Here is an 18,685-nt window from a genome sequence, read left to right on the forward strand (position 1 = left end):
CGTCTTTTGATTTCACTCTGAGGCCTTCTGACCTTGAAGGTAAGGAAAACCGGCCAGAAGACGGTCAAGCCCTCTTCGGGCCAACTCATCGGCCGTCAGCCAACCAAAACGGCCGTAAAGGGAAAGGGCAAAGATGTTTTCGGAAATAGGACGTTGGGTCTCATCAAAGCTGGCCCGCCAGATAACAGCCCCATCGCTTACCCGAATAAGATAAAGAGAAAAGGCCACCGAGGCCGGTTGAACCACTGAGTATCCACTGCCCTCTCGTTCCACCCAGCGAAAGATCTTACCATAAAGAACGGCCTGGGCCCCTAACTCCCGACCAATACCCTGGATGAGGGCCACCGGTGAGGCCCCTGGATTTTGGGCCAGAGCTGCCGCCCAAAGGCCCCGGGCCCGCCCCGGGGAGACGAGAAGGAAGCGGGGATCAGACTCAAGACGCCGGAAAAGACTCCGGGTAAGGGTCTCTACTTCCTTTTCTCCTATCGGTGAGGCCCGAAAGCTTTCCCCGGTAATGGCGCAGGTTATGATCTCTCCCACCTGTCCCGGACAGACAGGCTCAAAAGGCAAAACGGCTATCTTTTCCAAAGGAGGGTAGATAACCAGCTCCCTCTTGGCAGCACAGGCCGAAAGGATCAACGTCAGTAAGACAATCACAAGCCATCGGGGCATCAGAGGACTCCTTTGGTAGAGGCCACCTTAAGATGGCCCGGACTTATGGCCTGACGCAAGGCCCTCCCCAGGGCTTTGAAGGCCGCCTCGATCATGTGATGGGCATTCTCCCCATAGGGGATTTCCACGTGGAGGGTAAAAGGGGCCGTGTAGGCCAGAGCCTTTAAAAACTCTTTGACAAGCTCGGTGTCAAAGAGGCCGATTCTCTCCACGGGGATGTTGGCTCTAAAAACCAGAGCCGGACGCCGACAGAGATCAAGACTTACCCTGGCCAGAGCCTCCTCCATGGGAACAACGGCATGGCCGTAACGGGATATTCCCTCCCTCTCCCCCAGGGCCTCTCCCAGGGCCTCCCCCAGACAGATGCCAATGTCCTCTACTGTATGGTGATAGTCCACTTCGATATCACCCCGAGCCACCAGATCCAGACTGAATCCCCCATGGGCCGCAAAGAGGTGAAGCATGTGATTGAGAAAGCCTACTGGTGTCTTAAGACTAATTGGTCCTGGTTTAAGGGCAAAGCGAAGAGAGATTTCCGTTTCTCCTGTTTTACGTGTCAAAGAAATTTCTCTCACCTTAACCCCCCGCGCTTAAGGACCCCTGAGTTCCTGCCGAATATAGCGAAGAGCTCAGAGACAATGGCCATGAAAGGCTGAAGATTATGAAGAGGAAAGGCACCGCCCAGCGTCTCCCAGACATCCAAGAAATACTCAAAAGGTTAACTGGAGAATTACAGATAAAGTTTTTCCCCCTTCACGATATCCCCGAGGCCGTAACCTGGGCGGAGCGAGGTTATATCGCCATTCATGAAAATTTCCGCACCCGCCGCCGGCATTCTTATCATGTTATCTGTGGCCGCCGGGAGCCCTTAGAACGCTTCTGCCATTTGGTAGGGCTTCCGGAAACAGCCATCACAGCCTCGGAATTTTACCGTTTTTGGCATCTGACATGGTATCCTGATGGGCCACCGCCTCCCAAACGCCGCCGCAACAAAGCCGCTTGAGACCAGCAAGGTAGCAAAAAAAAAGAACCTTGACAATCAAGCCCCGGGCCAAGTTAAAAAGTTCGCCGTGGCAGTCCTCCTTTCCTTAACTCTTTGTTTCCTGGCCATCTCCTGGTCCTATTCGGCACCTAAGGCCCAGCCCCTGGCCGAACGGGTTCTCATTGTGGCCAATAAAGCCAGTTCCGACGGCCTGGAGGTAGCCCGCTACTATCAGAAAAGACGCCAAATTCCGGCTCAGCAGCTTCTCATTATTCAGGCTCCCCTCAAAGAGGAGATTGATCGCCAAAGCTTTCAAGAGCAAATAAAGGCCCCCATTGAGAAGTACCTTGAGGAAAGGGCCTTGTGGGATAAGATCCTTTTCATTGTTCTTACTCCGGGAATTCCCCTAAAAATAAAGGGATCTGGAGGTAAAAATGGCCAGAGGGCCTCGGTTGATTCCGAACTTTGCCTTCTTTACCGAGACATGCTCTACGGACGCCATCGCCTCTCCGGATGGCTTCCCAACCCCTACTTCGGGGGCCAAGACAAGGGGCCATTTGGTCATCGCAATCAAGAGATTTATCTGGTTACCAGATTGGCTGGTTACTCCAAAAAGGCCGCTTTGGCCCTCATAGACCGGGCTCTTCGGGCCCAGGCCTGGCAGAGGCCCAAATTTCTTCTCAACGCCAAGACACCAGGAAACCGCCCCGGGGACAACTGGCTGTGGGCCACGGCCAAGGCCCTTGAAAGACGCCGAGCCCGGGTAATCTTCGAGTGGCGCCGCTTTATCACCGAGGCCTACCATCTCATGGGGTATTCCTCATGGGGCTCAAACGACCCTCGCTATCCTCGCGACCGTGGCCTTAAGTTGGGTTTTCTTCCTGGAGCCCTGGCGACAACTTTTGTCTCCACCAATGCCCGCACCTTCAGCCCCCCGCCCCCAGGATGGAAGATAGGCCGCTTTCGTCAGCGCAAGACCTACTTTGCCGGATCGCCTCAATCCCTCATCGGAGACCTCATTGAGGCCGGTGTGACCGGGGTGGCAGGAAACGTTTACGAACCCTATTTGTCGGCCTGCGCCCGGCCACACCTCCTCTTCCCGGCCTATCTTGACGGACGCACCTTGGCGGAGAGCTTTTACGGTTCCCTGAGGTATCTTTCCTGGCAAGAAGTGGTTATCGGAGATCCCTTAACCTCTCCCTATGGGACGCCACCGCCCAGGGATGAACGCGAAAGATACCTTCGAGGAGACTACTTTAAGGCAAGAAGGGCCCTTTATAAGAAAATGCTCTCCCAAAAGGATTCTGCCCGCCGAAGGCTCTATCTGGCCGAAATCGCCCTGCGACAGGGATGGCGCAAAAGGGCTATTAGACATCTCCAAAAGGCCCTGGAATTTGAACCCCGGGGGCCCTATCGGCTGATGCTTGCCCGGCTTTATCTGGAGGAGGGCAACAAGAGGGCGGCCCAGAAGGTTATCTCCGGCCCCATACCGGAAACCCCTCCTCTTTTAAGAAGCAAGGCCAATCTTCTTCTGGCCCTGGGAGACAAGGAATCCGCCTATCTTCTGGCCCGCAGGGTGGTGGCCGAGACCCCCGACTCAGGGCTTTCCTGGCTCCTTTTAGGAAGAGCGGCCCGGGCAAAGGGACTTTACTCCGAGGCCACAAGGGCCCTGGAGAAGGCCTCAGCCAGGCTGGGTTTCTCTCCTCTAGCCCTTACAGAGCTGGCCCTGGCCCTTAAAGAGGAGGGCCAGAAAAAAAGGGCCCGACGGATTCTAGAAAAACTTCTTGCCTATCCCCAGGCGGTAGAACTTTATCCGCTTATCTTCCGGGAGCTTGAAGAACTCAAGAAGACTGCCGGGCCTCGTCGGTAAGGATTCCCTCTAAGAAAAAGGAACTTATCTGCCGGGCAGCCGTAGCAATGCTGTACTTTTTACGGGGGGAAAGGATCCAGAAACGGGACATCTCATCCAGAGCCCCAAAAAAGGCCCGTTTGAAGATCCCCGGCATTACGTCCTGGCGGAAGACTCCACTGGCCTGACCACCACGGACAATTCCGGAGATGATGTTCACGTATTCGGCAAACTTCTTGTTGCGATATTCCTTCATGAATTTGGTGCTTTGTCGAAGCTCCACCTGAATTACTTCAGCCAAATCCCGGTTTTCCTCCACCAGGGAGAGATGAAGATAGGCGAAACGTTCCAATTTCTTACGCGGATCGTCTATCCCGGCCAGTTCACTTTTGACCTTCTGAATGATGGCCCCCATCTCCTTCTCAAAGATGGTGATGAGGATATCGTATTTGTTGTTGAAATAAAGATATATGGTTCCATCGGCCACGCCGGCCTCTTTGGCTATCTCAGAGATTCGGGAGTTAAAAAAGCCCTTCCGGGCGAAGACCTTAATAGCCGCCTGGAGAATCTTCTGTCTTTTATCGCCCTGTCTCATTGTTTTCTCCTGAATGAACACCCATTCATCTATCTAAGGTAGAAGTCCTTTGTCAAGCATTCCTTGACACCTTGCTGGCTGGCTGGCAGGATAGCCAACCAAAAATCTCTATTTTCAGACGGTCCAAAGTTTGGGCTAGAGACTCAAATCCTCTAGGAGGAGGTTTTTTATGAAGGTTTTGGTGGTTGGTTCTGGAGGAAGAGAACATGCTCTGGTCTGGAAGCTGGCCCAGAGTCCGCTGGTAAAGAAGGTTTTCTGCGCCCCGGGAAATGCCGGCATCGCCAAGGAGGCTGAGTGCCTTCCGGTAAAGGCTACAGACATCTCTGGACTAGTTTCCCTGGCCAAAAGGCGACGGATAGACCTTACCGTAGTCGGTCCAGAACAGCCACTTTCCGAGGGCATCGTTGATGCCTTCCGCAAGGCCGGGCTCCCTATCTTTGGCCCCTCCAAACAGGCGGCCCAAATTGAGGCAAGCAAGGTCTTCGCCAAAGAGTTAATGAAAAAACACGGCATTCCCACCGCCGAGTTTGTCGTCTTTGATGATCTCCAAAAAGCCCATGCTTACCTAGAGGAAAAAGGAGCCCCTATAGTAGTCAAGGCCGAGGGGCTGGCCGCCGGCAAGGGGGTCATTGTCTGCCGGAGCCTTAAAGAGGCCCATCAGGCCGTGGATCTAATCATGAAAGAGAAGGTCTTTGGGGATGCCGGCCGGCGAATCGTCATTGAAGAGTGCCTCGAGGGAGAGGAGGCCTCCTTTATGGTCATCACTGACGGCCAGACCATCTATCCTCTGCCATCCAGCCAGGATCACAAGCCTCTCCTGGACGGCGACCAGGGGCCTAATACCGGAGGCATGGGGGCCTATTCTCCAGCCCCGGTGGTAGATGAGGCCATGGAGCGACGCATTATGGAGGAGATAATGCGACCGGCCGTCCAGGCCATGGCCGAGGAAGGTATCCCCTATCAGGGGGTCCTCTACGCCGGATTGATGATCACCCCTCAGGGGCCCAAGGTACTGGAGTTTAATTGTCGCTTTGGAGATCCGGAGTGTCAGCCTCTGATGATGCGACTGAAAGGAGATCTGGCCGAGGCCATGGTAGCCGCCATGGAGGGCCGACTCAAAGACGTAAGTCTCTCCTGGGATGAGAGACCGGCGGTTTGCGTGGTTATGGCCAGCCAGGGATATCCGGGAAAATACGAAACCGGTAAGGTCATAAAGGGGCTGACGGCCGCCGAAAGGATGAAAGATGTCAAGGTCTTCCATGCCGGAACCGCCCGTAAAGGGCGCCAGTTTGTCACCGCTGGTGGCCGGGTTCTAGGGGTAACCGCCCTCGGAGAAGACATCGCTGAGGCCATCTCCCGAGCCTATCGGGCCGTAGAGAAAATCTCCTGGGATGGATGTTACTTCCGACGGGATATCGGCTTCCGGGCTCTGAAACGCCTTTCTCCCCCCAGGGTAGGCATAGTTTTGGGGAGCAAGAGCGACCTTCCAGTGATTGAAGGGGCCCAAAAGACCTTGGAGGAGCTGGGCATCAGCTACGAGGTAGTGATAGCCTCGGCCCATAGAACCCCAGAGAGGGTTCGGGAATACGCTATTGAGGCGTCTCGGCGAGGCCTCAAGGTGATCATCGCTGTGGCTGGCCTGGCCGCACACCTCCCCGGGGTTCTGGCCTCCCAGACAGAGCTTCCGGTAATTGGGGTTCCGGTGGCCGCGGCTCTGGGGGGGCTTGACGCCCTGCTTTCTATCGTCCAGATGCCCAAGGGAATTCCCGTAGCCACCATGGCCATTGGCAAGGCCGGGGCCATAAATGCCGCGGTCATGGCTGCCAAGATTCTGGCCCTCGGCGATCCCCAGGTGGCCGAAAGGCTACGTCGCTATCGAGCCAAGCTGGCCGAGGCCTGAAGGGCATGGCCCTGCGCCTTAGCCTGAACCCTCAAAGTCCAGAGCCACAGGTCCTTAAAAGGGCCAAAGAGCTCCTTGAGGCCGGAGAAATTGTAGCCTACCCCACCGAGACCTTCTATGGTTTGGGGGTAAGAGCCCTTAAGGAGGAGGCCCTGAGAAAACTTGTCTGCCTTAAAGGACGGCCAGAGAAGAAACCGTTTCCTCTGATTATCCCTGACCTCTCCTGGGCAGAGCGCCTTTGGGAGGAGGTCTCTCCCCCCTTGAAACGGCTTATGGAGTGCTTCTGGCCTGGCCCCCTGACCTTAGTAGCCCGAGCCAAAGAGGGACTTCCCCCAGAGATAACCGGGCCCGAGGGGACGGTGGCCTTAAGGATCTCTAGCCACCCTGTAGCTCAAGCCCTGGCAGAGACCCTGGGGGAGCCGATTACCGCCACCAGCGCCAACCCTTCAGGGGCACCGCCGCCTCGGCTGGCCCAGGAGGTGGAAGCCTTCTTTGGCCGGAGTTTGGCCCTTATTCTTGACGCCGGGGAGACACGAGGGGGCCCGGCCTCCACCCTGGCCCTGGTAGAAGGGGAAAAGGTTACCATCCTTCGCCAGGGCCCCATCTCCATAAACGAACTCATGGCCTGCCTAAAGTAAAGCCGCCCGATTCATTGCCCCCTATTTTAGAAATTTTAGAACCTTTCTTTGATGAAAGAAAATTTTAACTTGACCCCAACCCTCAGATACTATATATAGTAGTCAGTCTTTATCAGCTGCCCTATATGTTGTTTTTTATACGCTTAAAAGCCCACTTAGGAGGTCGGGATGACGGCAACCGTCTTTGAACTCAAGAGGAAGGAAGTTGCTACTGACGCCACTGATGTAGCCCTTTTCGTCCGAACCTCGGACGAAGACATGGAGGGCTGGAATCGAGAAAAAATAGTCTCTGCCCTTCTCCGGGAGACCCTTATCGACCGGGACACTGCAGAGGCTGTCGCCCGGGAGGTAGAGGAGACCATTCGCAAATCAAATATCAAGATGATCACGGCCCCCCTTATCCGGGAGCTGGTTAACGCCAGGTTAATTGAACGGGGGCTGGAGGATGTCCGCCGGCGGCACACCCGTTTGGGAGCCCCCATCTATGACGTGGAGTGTCTTCTTGTTCAGCCCAATAAGGAAAATGCCAATGTCCCTCACGGGCCAGAGGCCACCAACCTGACCTTGGCCGAGTGGATCAAAAAGGAATACGCCCTCCTTAGGGTCTTTCCCACCGAGGTGGCTGATGCCCATATGCGGGGAGATATTCACCTCCATGATCTGGGTTTTATTGATCGGCCCTATTGTTCTGGGCAGTCCCTGGAATACATCAAAAAGTTTGGTCTTAACCTGCCCCACTCCCTGGCCATGGCCAAACCGGCCAAGCACCCGGAGGTTCTTCTAGCCCATATGGTCAAGTTTTCAGCCGCCCTTCAGTGTCACTTTGCTGGGGCCATAGGCTGGGATGCAGTCAACCTCTTCTTTGCCCCCTATCTGGAGGGCCGTTCTGATGCCGAAGTAAAACAGTTGGCCCAGATGCTCGTCTTTGAATACAGCCAGCAGGCTGTAGCCCGAGGAGGACAGGCCATCTTCTCCGACATCAATCTTTACTGGGAGGTTCCCAAGCATTTTGAAAATGTCCCGGCCATCGGTCCTGGCGGAAAATATACCGGTAAGACCTACGGCGAGTATCTACCCGAGGCCCAGCGGTTCATCTGGGCCATCTTTGACGTCTATCGAGAAGGAGACGGGGCCGGTCGTCCCTTCTTCTTCCCCAAACCCCTGGTCCATATTACCGAAAAGTTCTTTCACACCCCGGGCTGGGAGAGGTTTCTCCGCCATATCTGTGAGGTAGCGGCCGAGAAGGGCAATACCTATTTTGTCTTTGATCGAGGCGAGACGGCCAAGATCTCCGAGTGCTGCCGGCTCTCCTTCAAACTGGAGGAGCAGGACCTCGCTGACGCTAACACCCCCTGGAAGATGCGCTACTCAGCCCTCCAAAATGTAACCCTTAACCTACCGCGGATAGCTTACGAGGCCCGGGGAGACGACACAAAGCTCTTTTCCCTCCTCACCGAAAGAATGCTCCTGGCCGCCAAGGCCCACCGGGAAAAGAAGGCCTTTATAGAAAAGCTTCTCTCATACGGCAACACCGGCCCCTTAGCCATGCTCAACATGGATCTTGACGGCGAACCATACCTGCGCCTTCATCGAGCCACCTATCTCATTGGCATGGTGGGCCTTAACGAAATGGTTCAATACCACCTAGGTGAAGAGCTCCACGAATCCTCTCAGGCCTTTAAGTTCGGCCTTAAGATTATCGCCCACATGAATCTGGTGGCTCGTAAGCTCTCCAGAGAGTACGGAATGCGCTTTGTCTTAGAGCAAACCCCGGCAGAGTCTACCGCCTATCGCTTTGCCAGGCTGGATCTTAAAGAGTTCTCCGAGACCGAAAGGGTGGTCAAAGGTAATTTGGCCAAGGGCGAAGTTTATTACACCAACTCCACCCTCTTTAACGTCGGGGCTCCAGTCTCCCCCATTGACCGTATCCGCTACGAGGGTCTCTTCCACCCTCTTATTGAAGCTGGAGCCATCAGCCATATCTGGCTAGGGGAGGCCCGGCCAGATCCGGGGGCCCTCTGTGATTTGGTGGTCAAGATCTTTCGTCACACCCAGAATGATCAGGTGGCCTTCAGTCCAGAGTTTACCCATTGCCTGGATTGTGGCCGGACTACCCGGGGGCTCCACCAAAGCTGCCCTTATTGCCAAAGCACCAATGTCGATGGCATCACCCGAATCACCGGGTATTTCACCAGGATCTCCTCCTGGAACAAGGGCAAACGGGGAGAGCTTTCAGATCGTTTTCGCAATTCAGGGTATTTCTAAACCCTCGGAGGGCAAGGCTCCCGGGCTATCTTCTCCGTTTTAAGGGGATTTCTAATAAGAGCTTAAGGAGGGAAGGATGATCCTTTTCACCAAGGAAGACTGTCGTCTTTGTCAGACTATCAAGCACCTCTTTGATCTAGAGGCCCTGGGCATCCGTGAGGAAAAATTAACCGGTGACAACGCCGAGGCCCTGGCCGAATTGGCTTGGTACGGATTGGTCGAGGCTGCCCAGAAGAGGTTGCCTATATTGGTCCTTGATGACGGCAAGGCCCTTACCGCCTTTGAGGACATCATCACCTATCTGGCGGCCAAAACGCCGCTAAGGAGCTCCACTCCAGCCCATCTGGATGGCTGCGAGGACGGCGCCTGTCGGCTCTGAATCTTGCCAGGAAGACATCTTCTGATTAGCATGCCTTTTATCCAGAGTTTACAAAGGAGGAGATCATGAAAGAAGCAGTTCAGGCCGCTCTCGATAAAGTTCGCCCCATGCTTCAGGCCGACGGCGGAGATGTCGAATTGGTGGAGATCACCGACGATGGAGTGGTCAAGGTCCGTCTGGTGGGCACCTGCAAGGGATGCCCCATGTCCCAAATGACCCTCAAGGCTGGAATTGAACGTTTTCTGAAGAAGGAGGTCCCGGAAGTTAAGCTGGTTGAGGCGGTTTAGTGGTGATACCCCTCTCCGGAGATAATGGTCATGGCCCGGTAGATCTGTTCGGTAACCAGCAAAAGGGCCAGATCATGGGGCAGGGTAAGACGCGAAAGGGCCAGGGTCTGCCTGGCCCTTTTTTTGACCTCGGGCGCAAGCCCATAGGCACCGCCAATTACAAAAAAAATGTGCCTCTTTCCTTCTTCGGCTAACTGACGAAGCATGGCGCTAAACTCCACCGAGCTAACCTCCTGACCCCTTTCGTCAAGGACAATCACGTGGGCCTCAGGAGGAATTATCTTCAGTAGCCGCCGTCCCTCTTCTCGTAGAGCCTCCCCTAGATTTCGCAAACCGGAATCTTTCACCGCAACAACCTCGACCCCGACCAGATAGTGTTTGAGGCGCTGGAGATAGATCTCCACCCCCTCCCGAACAAAACTCTTCTTGGGTTTGCCTACTACCAAAAGGGTGATCTTAAGGGGTAATTTCATATCTTAGCCCTATCATCTCTTTTTAGGAGAGAAAAATACTTGAGGCCAGGGGATTTTTTAGATTAAAAATAGGCCCCATGGAAGATAAGGCCTCCAGACAGGCCCTTCTACGGGCTATTCCCCAAACGGGGGAAATGATCGAAACCATAAAATCTCGCCTTCCGGGCCTCCCCCATCAGATGGTGGCTGATTGTGTCCGTCAGGTCTTAGAGGCTGAGAGAAGACGACTCCTCAAAGAGGACTCACCTCATCCCTTAGGGCGAGAGGCCTTGCTTGAGAAGGCCCTGGCGGAAATCCAGCGTCGCCTCTCTCCCAGCCTGAGACCAGTAGTCAATGCCACTGGGGTGGTTGTTCATACCAATCTGGGCCGTTCCTGTCTGCCCAAGGAGGCCATTGAAGAGATCCTCTCGGTAGCCGACCGCTACTCTAATCTGGAATTCAACCTGGAGACAGGGAAGCGTGGTTCCCGATATTCTCATGTGGAGGCCCTTCTTTGCGAACTTACAGGGGCCGAGGCCGCCCTGGTGGTCAACAACAACGCGGCGGCTGTACTGATCACCCTTGAGACTTTAGCCCGAGGCAAGGAGGTAATCGTTTCTCGGGGAGAACTGGTGGAGATTGGAGGATCTTTTCGGATCCCTGATGTTATGGCCCGCTCCGGGGCCATTCTTCGGGAGGTAGGGACCACCAATCGGACCCATCTGCGGGACTATCAAGCGGCCATCGGTCCGGAGACGGCCCTTCTGATGAAGGTCCATCGAAGCAACTTTCAGGTGGTGGGTTTTACCAAGGAGGTTAGCAGTCAGGAGTTGGCCCAGTTGGCCCACGAGCACGGCCTGGCCGCCGTGGAAGACCTGGGAAGTGGCTGTTTCGTTGATCTCTCTCCCTACGGACTTCCTGGAGAGCCCACTGTCCAAGAGGTCTTAAGGGCCGGGGTAGATATAGTTACCTTCTCCGGAGACAAACTCATGGGCGGTCCACAAGCCGGCCTCATCCTTGGTCGGGCTGAACTGGTGGAGCGGATCAAGAAGAACCCCATCAATCGGGCTGTCCGGATAGATAAGCTCACACTGGCCGCCCTTGAAGCCACCCTGAGGCTCTACCGAGACCAACAACGGGCCCTTGAGGCCATTCCCACCCTTCGATTACTAACCATGACTGAGGAAGAAGTCGCCCGCCGGGCCCGGCGACTTCTGAGGCATCTCAGACGCCAAAAACTCCCTCAGGTGGAGCTGGGGCTCACCAAGGTTTTTTCTCAAGTTGGTGGTGGAGCCCTGCCTTTGGCCAATCTGCCCTCTGTGGCCATCTCCGTTCGTCCCCGGAGAAAATCCGTTGTCGCCCTCGAAGAAGCTTTAAGAAGACTCGATTATCCCATTGTCGCCCGGATAGAGGAAGAAACCCTTCTTCTGGATGTTCGGACCATCAAAGATGAGGAGTTTTCCCTTGTCAGCAAAGGTCTCCGAGAGGCCCTTGAAACCGCTTGATCTCCAGAGGTTGAAACGCCCCATAAACGAATCTTTAAAGGGGGTCCTTCCGGCCCAGGAAGTGGTATTCTTTCCCCTTGAAAAAAAGAAAGATTTTTCCTTCGACCCCCTGACCAAGGAGGCCTGGATTCCCCTTTCTCTCGATGGTGTTTTTCTGGGTACCCTTTATCTGCGAAAGATAGACCCTGGTGTTTTGGGGCCAGAACTTAAGAGATGGGCCCCCCTTATGGCCCATCTTCTCTGGGACAGGACCTGGGTGCTTCGAAAAAGCCTTTTAGATGAAGACGGGCTCCCTAATCTTTCCTTCCTCGAAATGGAGTTAAAAGGTGAGGGCAGGAAGCTAGAGCTTCTTATCTACCCGGCGGGACTTTCTCCGCCCCGAGAGCCTTGCTTCTATGTTTTTAACCATCTCCGGGCTACAGTAGGAGAAGGCCTGAACGACGTGGCTGAAGAACTGGCTGGTCTTCTTTGGCGCAAGGGCCTACGAGGACCAATAATCTATGTCCAGAAGCCGGCCCCTGAACTGGTCACAGAGGCCCTTCTTCTCCTTGATCTGGCCAGAATCCTTGGCTTTACCTTTCTCAAAGACCGGACGGCTGAAGAGTTTCTTCAGCGCTTTGGGCTCAAGGGGTTCAGTCCCCCAAGGAAACCCTTGCCCCGAGAGGGGACCATCCTTGTCAGCAGCGATCCCTTGCCCCAAGGGGTCTATCCCCTGTTTGAAGGCCAAACCAAGATAGGTCTCTCTTCTCTTAGACCGGAGGAGATTCTCTCGGACAGGCCCAAAGGCACCCTTGGTCTTGTCCGAATAGGAGAACCGCTGTCCCCAACCCGTTCTCTAATTGGCGCCATTTTTGCTTTTGAACATGCCCGGCTTCTTGGCCCCGAGAAGACAGTTGTCTTTGATGATCTTTCCTGTCAGGTAGGCGGTGACGTCTATCTCTCCCTGGGAGACCGAGGGGGAGCCATCTGGGCCTATCGAGAGGCCTTGAGGATCAACCCCCGCAACGCCGATGCAGCCAATTCTCTGGCCACGGTTTTGGCTGAGGTGGGGCGCCCGAGGGCGGCGGCCAGAGTCTTTAAAAAGGCCCTCAAGATTCGACCGGATGATCACCTTCTTCACTATAATCTGGGGCTTCTTTACATGGGCCTTGGCCGAAACAAGGAGGCCATTGACCATCTGGAAAGGGCCCTAACCCTTAACAGGGACAACCCCCAGATCCTCCTCGCCTTAGCCCGCTGCCTCTTGAGAGAGAAGCGATACCATGAGGCAGCGGAACGGCTTGAAGCAGTGGCCGAAGAGGCCAAAGGCCTCAAAGGTTACTGGGGGCTTCTGGGAGAAAGTCTCTTTCTCGCTGGTCGGCTTAAGGAGGCGGCCAAGGCCCTGGGTGAGGCCGTTCGCCAAAGACCTGAAGACGCCCGTTCTCTAAGTTACCTGGGCCTTGTTTTTATAGAGACTGAAGGCGACCCGGAGATAGGTCTCTCCCTCTGTCGGCAGGCCCTTGAACTCAGGCCGAAAAGTTCTGTGGTTCAACGGAATTATCAGGCAGCTCTTGAGCTTGTCCGTCAGGAGGGCCTTCCCGAAGAGCTTGTTGAATAAGAGAAAGGACCTGTTCCACCTTAAAGGGTTTAGCCAAGAAATAATCCACCCCACTTTGGCGAAGCTCTTCAGCCGAGGAGTTTTGCCAGCCGGTAATGAGGATGACCGTAATCTCTGGATCAAGCCCCTTTAAAGTAGCCGAGAGTCTCTGACCACTTATCCCGGGCATGCTCTGATCGGTGAGGACGATGTCGTAAAGCCCGGGACTAAACTTCTTAAGGGCACTTTGGCCATCGGAGGCCAGTTCTATGTGGTGTCCAGCCCCCTGAAGAATCTCGGCTAAAAGATCGCGCACAAAAGGGTCATCCTCTACTACCAGGATTCTGGCCGTCATCTCTGCCTCCTTTACCTCTGGCTCCTTTTCGGCCTCAAGGGAGGGATCTTTGGCCTTGGGGAGAGTAATAATAAACTTGGCTCCTTTACCTGGGAGGCTTTCCACCTCAATGTCTCCGCCAAACTGCTTGACCAGACTGTAACAGATGGAAAGCCCCAACCCGGAACTCTTCTCACCCTTGGTTGAAAAAAAGGGACTGAAGATATGCCCCATAATCTCCGGGGGAATTCCGCAACCGGTGTCTCTCACCGTCAATCTTACCATTGACTTCAGATCTTCTGTGTGGATATCAAGGACTCCTCCCTGGGGCATAGCGTCCAAAGCGTTGATAATCAGGTTGGTGAGGATCTCCCGAATCTGAGAGGCGTTCCCCAAGACAAAGGAACGTGATTTCAGGTTAGTCCTCACCTCGTAGTTAATGCCTTCGCTCTGGGCCGCCGTTTTCCAGCGAGGCCTGGTCATTTTGATGGCGTCCAGGACAACCTCATTTATAGCCACCGGATATACCTCTCTGGCCTGTCCCAGGCGGGCGAACTGTTTGATCCTCTGAACGATCTCCGCCCCATCGCGGGCTGCTTTTTCAATGACTTCCAGACGGCGGGTAACCTCTAAAGGACACTCCCTTTTGGCCAGGGTAATATTACCCTCGATCACTGTAAGGACGTTGTTAAGATCGTGAGCCACCCCGGCGGCCAACTCTCCCAAGGCCTTGAGCCTTTCTAGCTGGACGAGGCGCTCCTCAGCTATCTTTTTGGCCGTAATATCGATAAAGATCTCCAGGGCCCCTACCGGCTGTCCCTGAAAGTCGGTAAGTACCGAGGCATTCTTTAAGACATAGATCTTATGACCGGACTTGGCCTTAAGGACACATTCCTGACCCACCACCGGAGGCGGAGAAGGCCGATCAAATAAGCGGCAGACCTGACAGGCCTGACTCTGGAGGATTTCAAAACACCGTTTCCCAAGTGCCTCCTGAGAGGAATAACCAACGATCTTCTCGGCTAGTTGATTCCAGTAAATAATTGTTCGGTCAGGGCTAATGAGAATGACCCCTCCAGGAATACTCTCCAAGAGGACCTTAAATAATCCCAAAGAATTCTCTTGGTGATCATAGGCCTCAGCCGGGGAAACTACATGGTTTGCCGTATTTGCCTTCTTAAATAACACCTGAAACCCCTCTTATCCTTAGACCCAAAGGCCTTATTCTCCCCTAATTAACAACATCACTCCTCAGCCGTGATCCCACAGAGGTTGTCTCTGCCTTTAAGTCCTGTAGTATTAATCGAATCAAAGGGGAGGATTGTTAAAAATGGAAGTCACCATCCTCGGATCGGGCACCGGGATTCCCAGCCTTAAACGGGCCCATCCGTCTATTTTGGTAAAAAGTGGTTCTTTTAAACTCCTTCTAGATACAGGATCGGGCACCCTGCGTCGTCTTCTTAAAGCCGATACAGAATATTATCAAATAGATCTTCTTTTTTACAGTCATTTCCATCCAGATCATGTGGCTGATCTGGTACCCTTTCTCTTTGCTCTTCGCTATTGGGCCCTCCCCAAACGAGAGACCCCTATTCATCTAGTCGCCGGCGAGGGGCTCTCGGGCCTTTACCTGGCCTTAAACAAGGCCTTTGGTCACTGGATAGAGCCTCCGGAAGGGCTTCTGCGCTTTTACGAACTCCCCAGTGACACCACTACTTACCTACGTCCCCTGCCGGGAATCATCGTCAGAACCGGACCAGTCAATCATAACCCGGAGTCCCTGGCCATCCGGATCGAGACCCATGGGAAAGTCCTGGTCTACTCTGGAGACACAGATTTTTCTGAAGACTTGGTCAATCTGGCCCGGGGGGCTGACATGCTAATCTGTGAGTCTTCAACCCCTGAGGGCATGAAGATCACTGGCCATCTCACCCCTTCTTTAGCCGGTCGCATAGCCCAAGAGGCCCGGGTAAAGAAACTTCTTCTAACCCATTTCTATCCCCCTTGTGAGGAGGCCGATATCCTTGAATCCTGTGGTCAAGAATTCTCCGGAGAGATAATTTTGGCCCAGGATCTGGCCACTTACCAGCTCTAACGTCCCTGGTGCTTTGCAATCCGGGCTGGGCTGTGATAACCTCAAGCCCCGTAAATTTTGGAGGGAGAAAATGGCGCTTCCCGACCGCCGTGGACACTTTGGTCCCTTCGGAGGCCGTTTTGTACCAGAGACCTTAATGCCCGCTCTTCTAGAGCTGGAGGAAGCCTATCGGCATCTGAGCAGGGATTCGGCCTTCCGTCAGGAATTGGCCACCCTTCTCAAAGAATATGTAGGGCGTCCTACCCCTCTCTATGAGGCTTCCCGACTCGCCCAGGCTCTTGGAGGCCACCTGAAGGTCTTCCTCAAACGAGAGGATCTCACCCACACCGGGGCTCACAAGATAAACAATACCCTGGGCCAAGTTCTTCTGGCCAAAAAGATGGGCAAAAAACGCATCATCGCTGAGACCGGGGCCGGGCAACACGGCGTGGCTACGGCTACGGCAGCGGCCCTTTTAGGCCTGGAGTGCCAGGTCTATATGGGGGCTAAAGACACCGTCCGCCAAGCAATGAATGTCTTCCGCATGGAACTTCTAGGGGCCAAGGTTGTCCCGGTGCACTCTGGCAGCCAAACCCTGAAGGATGCTATCAATGAAGCCATCCGTGATTGGGTGACTAACGTGGAGACCACTTACTATGTCATCGGCTCGGTGGTCGGCCCCCATCCCTATCCCACAATGGTTAGAGACTTTCAGGCCGTAATTGGGCGGGAGACCCGAAAGCAGATAACCTCCCTCGTGGGTAGGCCACCAGATCTCCTTATCGCCTGTGTTGGCGGAGGAAGCAATGCCATGGGGCTGTTTTACCCCTTCCTGAAAGATTCTGTCCGCATGATCGGTGTGGAGGCTGCTGGTCATGGTCTTGACTCCGGTCATCACTCGGCCACTCTCTGCGCCGGTAGCCCCGGGGTGCTCCATGGAGCCATGAGTTATCTCCTCCAGGACGAAGATGGCCAGGTATTAGAGGCCCACTCCATTGCTCCAGGGCTTGATTATCCTGGCGTGGGGCCGGAGCACAGTTATCTTAAAGAAAGTGGGCGCATTACCTATACGGCTGTCGATGACCAGGAGGCCTTAAAGGCCTTTAAGCTTTTGTCAGAAAAGGAAGGAATCATTCCTGCCTTAGAAAGCGCCCATGCCGTTGCCCAGCTGGTAAAAATGGCCCCGGAACTCCCCCAAGGAACAGTAGTTGTCGTCAACCTTTCCGGCCGTGGAGACAAAGACGTAGCCGCCGTGGCCGAATATTTGGGCAGAGGAAGTTCATGACTGGACGTCAACGCATAAAAGAGGCCTTTGTGGCGGCTTCTCGCCGCAAAGAAGCCGCCCTCATCCCCTTTATTGAGGCAGGAGATCCTGATCTTGCCACCACTAAAGAACTACTTCACGCTCTCTCTGAGGCCGGAGCAGATCTCATCGAACTCGGCTATCCTTTCTCTGATCCTTTAGCCGATGGCCCCACCATCCAGGCAGCAGCCCAGAGGGCCCTTAAAGGAGGCATCAGGTTAGGAGAAGTCTTGGATATGGTGGCCGAGATTTCCTCCAAGATAACCCCCCCCATTCTTATTATGGGATACCTGAATCCCTTTCTCCGCTTTGGTCTTGAGGCCTTTGCCGAAAAGGCGACGGCCGCCGGCCTCTGTGGGACCATCATCCCTGATCTACCCATGGAAGAGGCCGATCAGTGGCGGAAGTTGGCCAAGGCCAAGGGGCTGGCCAATGTCCTTCTGGCCGCCCCCACAACTGACCAAAAGCGCCTTGCCATTCTGGCTCAAAAGACCTCTGGCTTCCTCTACTACGTCTCCGTGACTGGCATTACCGGGGCTAGAAAGGACCTCCCCCCTGATCTGGCCCTTAAGCTTCAAACAGCCAGAGAGGTTTCCCCTGTCCCTGTAGCGGTGGGATTTGGTATCGCTAATGCCGACCAGGTAGCTACCCTGGCCCCTCATGCCGATGGAGTGGTCGTCGGTAGCGCCATAGTTAAAATCATAGCTGAAACCCCTCGGACTCGAGTGGTAGAGGAGGTCTTCTCTTTTGTCCGGACCCTTAAGGAGGCAACCCGTCTTTAAACCATGAAAATCATCAAGGTTCGCACCAAGCCAGCCTATGAGATCGAAATCCGCGGGGGGCTTCTTACCGATTTGGCCCAAGATCTTAAAGACCGGGGCTATGGCGATCGTTATTTTTTGATCACCGACTCCAATGTCCGCCAGCTCATGGCCGAAGATCTCCTGGAGATGCTTCGAGAGGCCGGGCTGCCAGTAGAAATTCTCTCCTTTCCTGCCGGGGAGGCCTCCAAAAACATGGCCACTGTGGTGGAACTGGCCCGCAAAATGGTTCAAGCCGGGGCCGATCGCCGATCAGCTATTGTAGCCTTTGGCGGAGGAGTTACCGGTGATATTGCCGGTTTTTTGGCCTCCATCTACATGCGGGGTATCGCCTATATCCAAATACCCACCACTCTTCTGGCCCAGGTGGATTCCTCAGTAGGGGGGAAGACCGGCGTTGATCTGCCCGAAGGCAAGAACCTTCTGGGGACCTTTTATCAGCCCCGTCGGGTCTATATTGATTATGCTGTCTTGGGGCTTCTTCCTCTGCGGGAAATCCGTCAGGGCCTGGCCGAGGTGGTCAAGTACGGTATGATCAAAAGCCAGCGGCTTTTCAAATACCTGGAGCGCCACTCAGGCGAGATTATGCAGCTCGAACCCGAACCCCTTGAGCACATCATCGCCGAAAGCTGTCGAATAAAGGCCTGGGTGGTCTCCAAAGATGAAAAAGAGGCTGGTCTGCGTCGCATTCTTAATTTCGGCCACACCTTGGGCCACGCCTTCGAGGCGGCCTCGGCCTGGCGTCTCCCTCATGGAGAGGCCGTAGCCGTAGGAATGGTGGCCGCGGCCAAGATCTCAGAAAAAAGGGGGCTTATCTCCCCCGAGATCACCCACCGACTGGAAAATCTGCTCACCTCCCTGGGGCTTCCTGTCCGACTTGCCCTTGAACTTCCCGTCTCGGAAGTTCTCACCTATCTGCGGAGTGATAAAAAGGCCCGTTCCCAATGGCCAGTCTTTGTCCTTGTTAGGGATATTGGGGAGACGGTCTTTGACCCGGAAGTCCCGGAGGCCATGGTCAAAGAGGTAGCCGAGGAGCTGGGCTGCCGTTAGGTA

The 18,685-nt window shown here is 54.6% G+C and carries 18 protein-coding genes; 13 read left to right on the forward strand and 5 right to left on the reverse strand.

The genetic code is table 11. The features are described from left to right. Positions 1–12: 12 nt before the first annotated feature. Both G4V39_RS04250 and hisB read right to left on the reverse strand, forming a co-directional pair. Positions 13–672 carry a hypothetical protein gene (locus tag G4V39_RS04250; protein ID WP_166031755.1) on the reverse strand — a complete coding sequence of 220 codons (660 nt, stop codon included), beginning with the start codon at positions 670–672 and terminating at the stop codon, positions 13–15. Further along, complete coding sequence (gene hisB, locus G4V39_RS04255; RefSeq protein WP_166031756.1) at positions 672–1,247, reverse strand: imidazoleglycerol-phosphate dehydratase HisB; 576 nt, start codon at positions 1,245–1,247, stop codon at positions 672–674. Before hisB ends, G4V39_RS04250 begins: the two co-directional genes overlap by 1 nt. 86 nt (positions 1,248–1,333) lie before the next feature. On the opposite strand from hisB, the gene G4V39_RS04260 reads away from it, so the two are divergent. Beyond that, positions 1,334–1,675: a hypothetical protein gene (locus G4V39_RS04260; protein ID WP_166031757.1), complete on the forward strand. Its 342-nt coding sequence runs from the start codon at positions 1,334–1,336 to the stop codon at positions 1,673–1,675. Between the two features lie 67 nt (positions 1,676–1,742). Continuing rightward, positions 1,743–3,524, forward strand: a complete 1,782-nt coding sequence (locus tag G4V39_RS04265; protein ID WP_166031758.1) for a TIGR03790 family protein — start codon at positions 1,743–1,745, stop codon at positions 3,522–3,524. On the opposite strand, the gene G4V39_RS04270 is transcribed toward G4V39_RS04265, so the two are convergent. After that, the gene (locus tag G4V39_RS04270) at positions 3,496–4,098 is read right to left on the reverse strand and encodes a TetR/AcrR family transcriptional regulator (protein ID WP_166031759.1); all 603 of its coding nucleotides are present in this window, start codon (positions 4,096–4,098) and stop codon (positions 3,496–3,498) included. The genes G4V39_RS04265 and G4V39_RS04270 overlap by 29 nt on opposite strands. A gap of 169 nt (positions 4,099–4,267) precedes the next feature. Between G4V39_RS04270 and purD the strand changes: the two genes are divergently transcribed. From purD to G4V39_RS04295, 5 genes are all read left to right on the forward strand, one after another. Next, complete coding sequence (gene purD, locus G4V39_RS04275) at positions 4,268–5,998, forward strand: phosphoribosylamine--glycine ligase (RefSeq protein ID WP_166031760.1); 1,731 nt, start codon at positions 4,268–4,270, stop codon at positions 5,996–5,998. A gap of 5 nt (positions 5,999–6,003) precedes the next feature. After that, positions 6,004–6,636, forward strand: a complete 633-nt coding sequence (locus G4V39_RS04280) for an L-threonylcarbamoyladenylate synthase (protein ID WP_166031761.1) — start codon at positions 6,004–6,006, stop codon at positions 6,634–6,636. A 168-nt stretch (positions 6,637–6,804) separates the two neighbouring features. Continuing rightward, entirely contained in the window at positions 6,805–8,901 is a 2,097-nt protein-coding gene (nrdD, locus tag G4V39_RS04285; RefSeq protein ID WP_166031762.1) for an anaerobic ribonucleoside-triphosphate reductase, read from the forward strand. 76 nt (positions 8,902–8,977) lie between these two features. Continuing rightward, positions 8,978–9,280 (forward strand): thioredoxin domain-containing protein, encoded by a 303-nt coding sequence (locus tag G4V39_RS04290; RefSeq protein ID WP_166031763.1) that lies wholly within the window; start codon positions 8,978–8,980, stop codon positions 9,278–9,280. 65 nt (positions 9,281–9,345) lie between these two features. Then, a complete protein-coding gene (locus G4V39_RS04295) occupies positions 9,346–9,567 on the forward strand; it encodes a NifU family protein (RefSeq protein WP_166031764.1) in 222 nt (73 codons plus the stop codon). Here the strand turns inward: G4V39_RS04295 and G4V39_RS04300 are convergent. Further along, positions 9,564–10,040: a 23S rRNA (pseudouridine(1915)-N(3))-methyltransferase RlmH gene (locus tag G4V39_RS04300; RefSeq protein WP_166031765.1), complete on the reverse strand. Its 477-nt coding sequence runs from the start codon at positions 10,038–10,040 to the stop codon at positions 9,564–9,566. The two genes, G4V39_RS04295 and G4V39_RS04300, sit on opposite strands and share 4 nt — an antisense overlap. 77 nt (positions 10,041–10,117) lie before the next feature. Between G4V39_RS04300 and selA the strand changes: the two genes are divergently transcribed. Both selA and G4V39_RS04310 read left to right on the forward strand, forming a co-directional pair. Then, entirely contained in the window at positions 10,118–11,524 is a 1,407-nt protein-coding gene (selA, locus tag G4V39_RS04305) for an L-seryl-tRNA(Sec) selenium transferase (protein WP_166031766.1), read from the forward strand. After that, positions 11,484–13,121: a tetratricopeptide repeat protein gene (locus G4V39_RS04310; protein WP_210412177.1), complete on the forward strand. Its 1,638-nt coding sequence runs from the start codon at positions 11,484–11,486 to the stop codon at positions 13,119–13,121. Before selA ends, G4V39_RS04310 begins: the two co-directional genes overlap by 41 nt. Here G4V39_RS04310 and G4V39_RS04315 read toward each other — a convergent pair. Next, entirely contained in the window at positions 13,030–14,622 is a 1,593-nt protein-coding gene (locus tag G4V39_RS04315; protein ID WP_166031768.1) for an ATP-binding protein, read from the reverse strand. The two genes, G4V39_RS04310 and G4V39_RS04315, sit on opposite strands and share 92 nt — an antisense overlap. Positions 14,623–14,764: 142 nt before the next feature. Here G4V39_RS04315 and G4V39_RS04320 point away from each other — a divergent pair, with 142 nt between their 5' ends. The 4 genes from G4V39_RS04320 to aroB all read left to right on the forward strand — a co-directional run bounded on the left by G4V39_RS04320 (position 14,765) and on the right by aroB (position 18,682). After that, positions 14,765–15,529 (forward strand): MBL fold metallo-hydrolase, encoded by a 765-nt coding sequence (locus tag G4V39_RS04320; protein ID WP_166031769.1) that lies wholly within the window; start codon positions 14,765–14,767, stop codon positions 15,527–15,529. A 70-nt stretch (positions 15,530–15,599) separates the two neighbouring features. Then, a complete protein-coding gene (gene trpB, locus G4V39_RS04325; RefSeq protein ID WP_166031770.1) occupies positions 15,600–16,793 on the forward strand; it encodes a tryptophan synthase subunit beta in 1,194 nt (397 codons plus the stop codon). Continuing rightward, positions 16,790–17,593 (forward strand): tryptophan synthase subunit alpha, encoded by an 804-nt coding sequence (gene trpA, locus G4V39_RS04330; protein WP_166031771.1) that lies wholly within the window; start codon positions 16,790–16,792, stop codon positions 17,591–17,593. The genes trpB and trpA overlap by 4 nt, the downstream gene beginning before the upstream one ends. Before the next feature lie 3 nt (positions 17,594–17,596). Beyond that, positions 17,597–18,682 (forward strand): 3-dehydroquinate synthase, encoded by a 1,086-nt coding sequence (gene aroB, locus G4V39_RS04335; RefSeq protein ID WP_166031772.1) that lies wholly within the window; start codon positions 17,597–17,599, stop codon positions 18,680–18,682. The last annotated feature ends 3 nt before the right edge of the window (positions 18,683–18,685 follow it).

This window comes from Thermosulfuriphilus ammonigenes (assembly GCF_011207455.1).
GTDB classification, from domain to species: domain Bacteria; phylum Desulfobacterota; class Thermodesulfobacteria; order Thermodesulfobacteriales; family ST65; genus Thermosulfuriphilus; species Thermosulfuriphilus ammonigenes.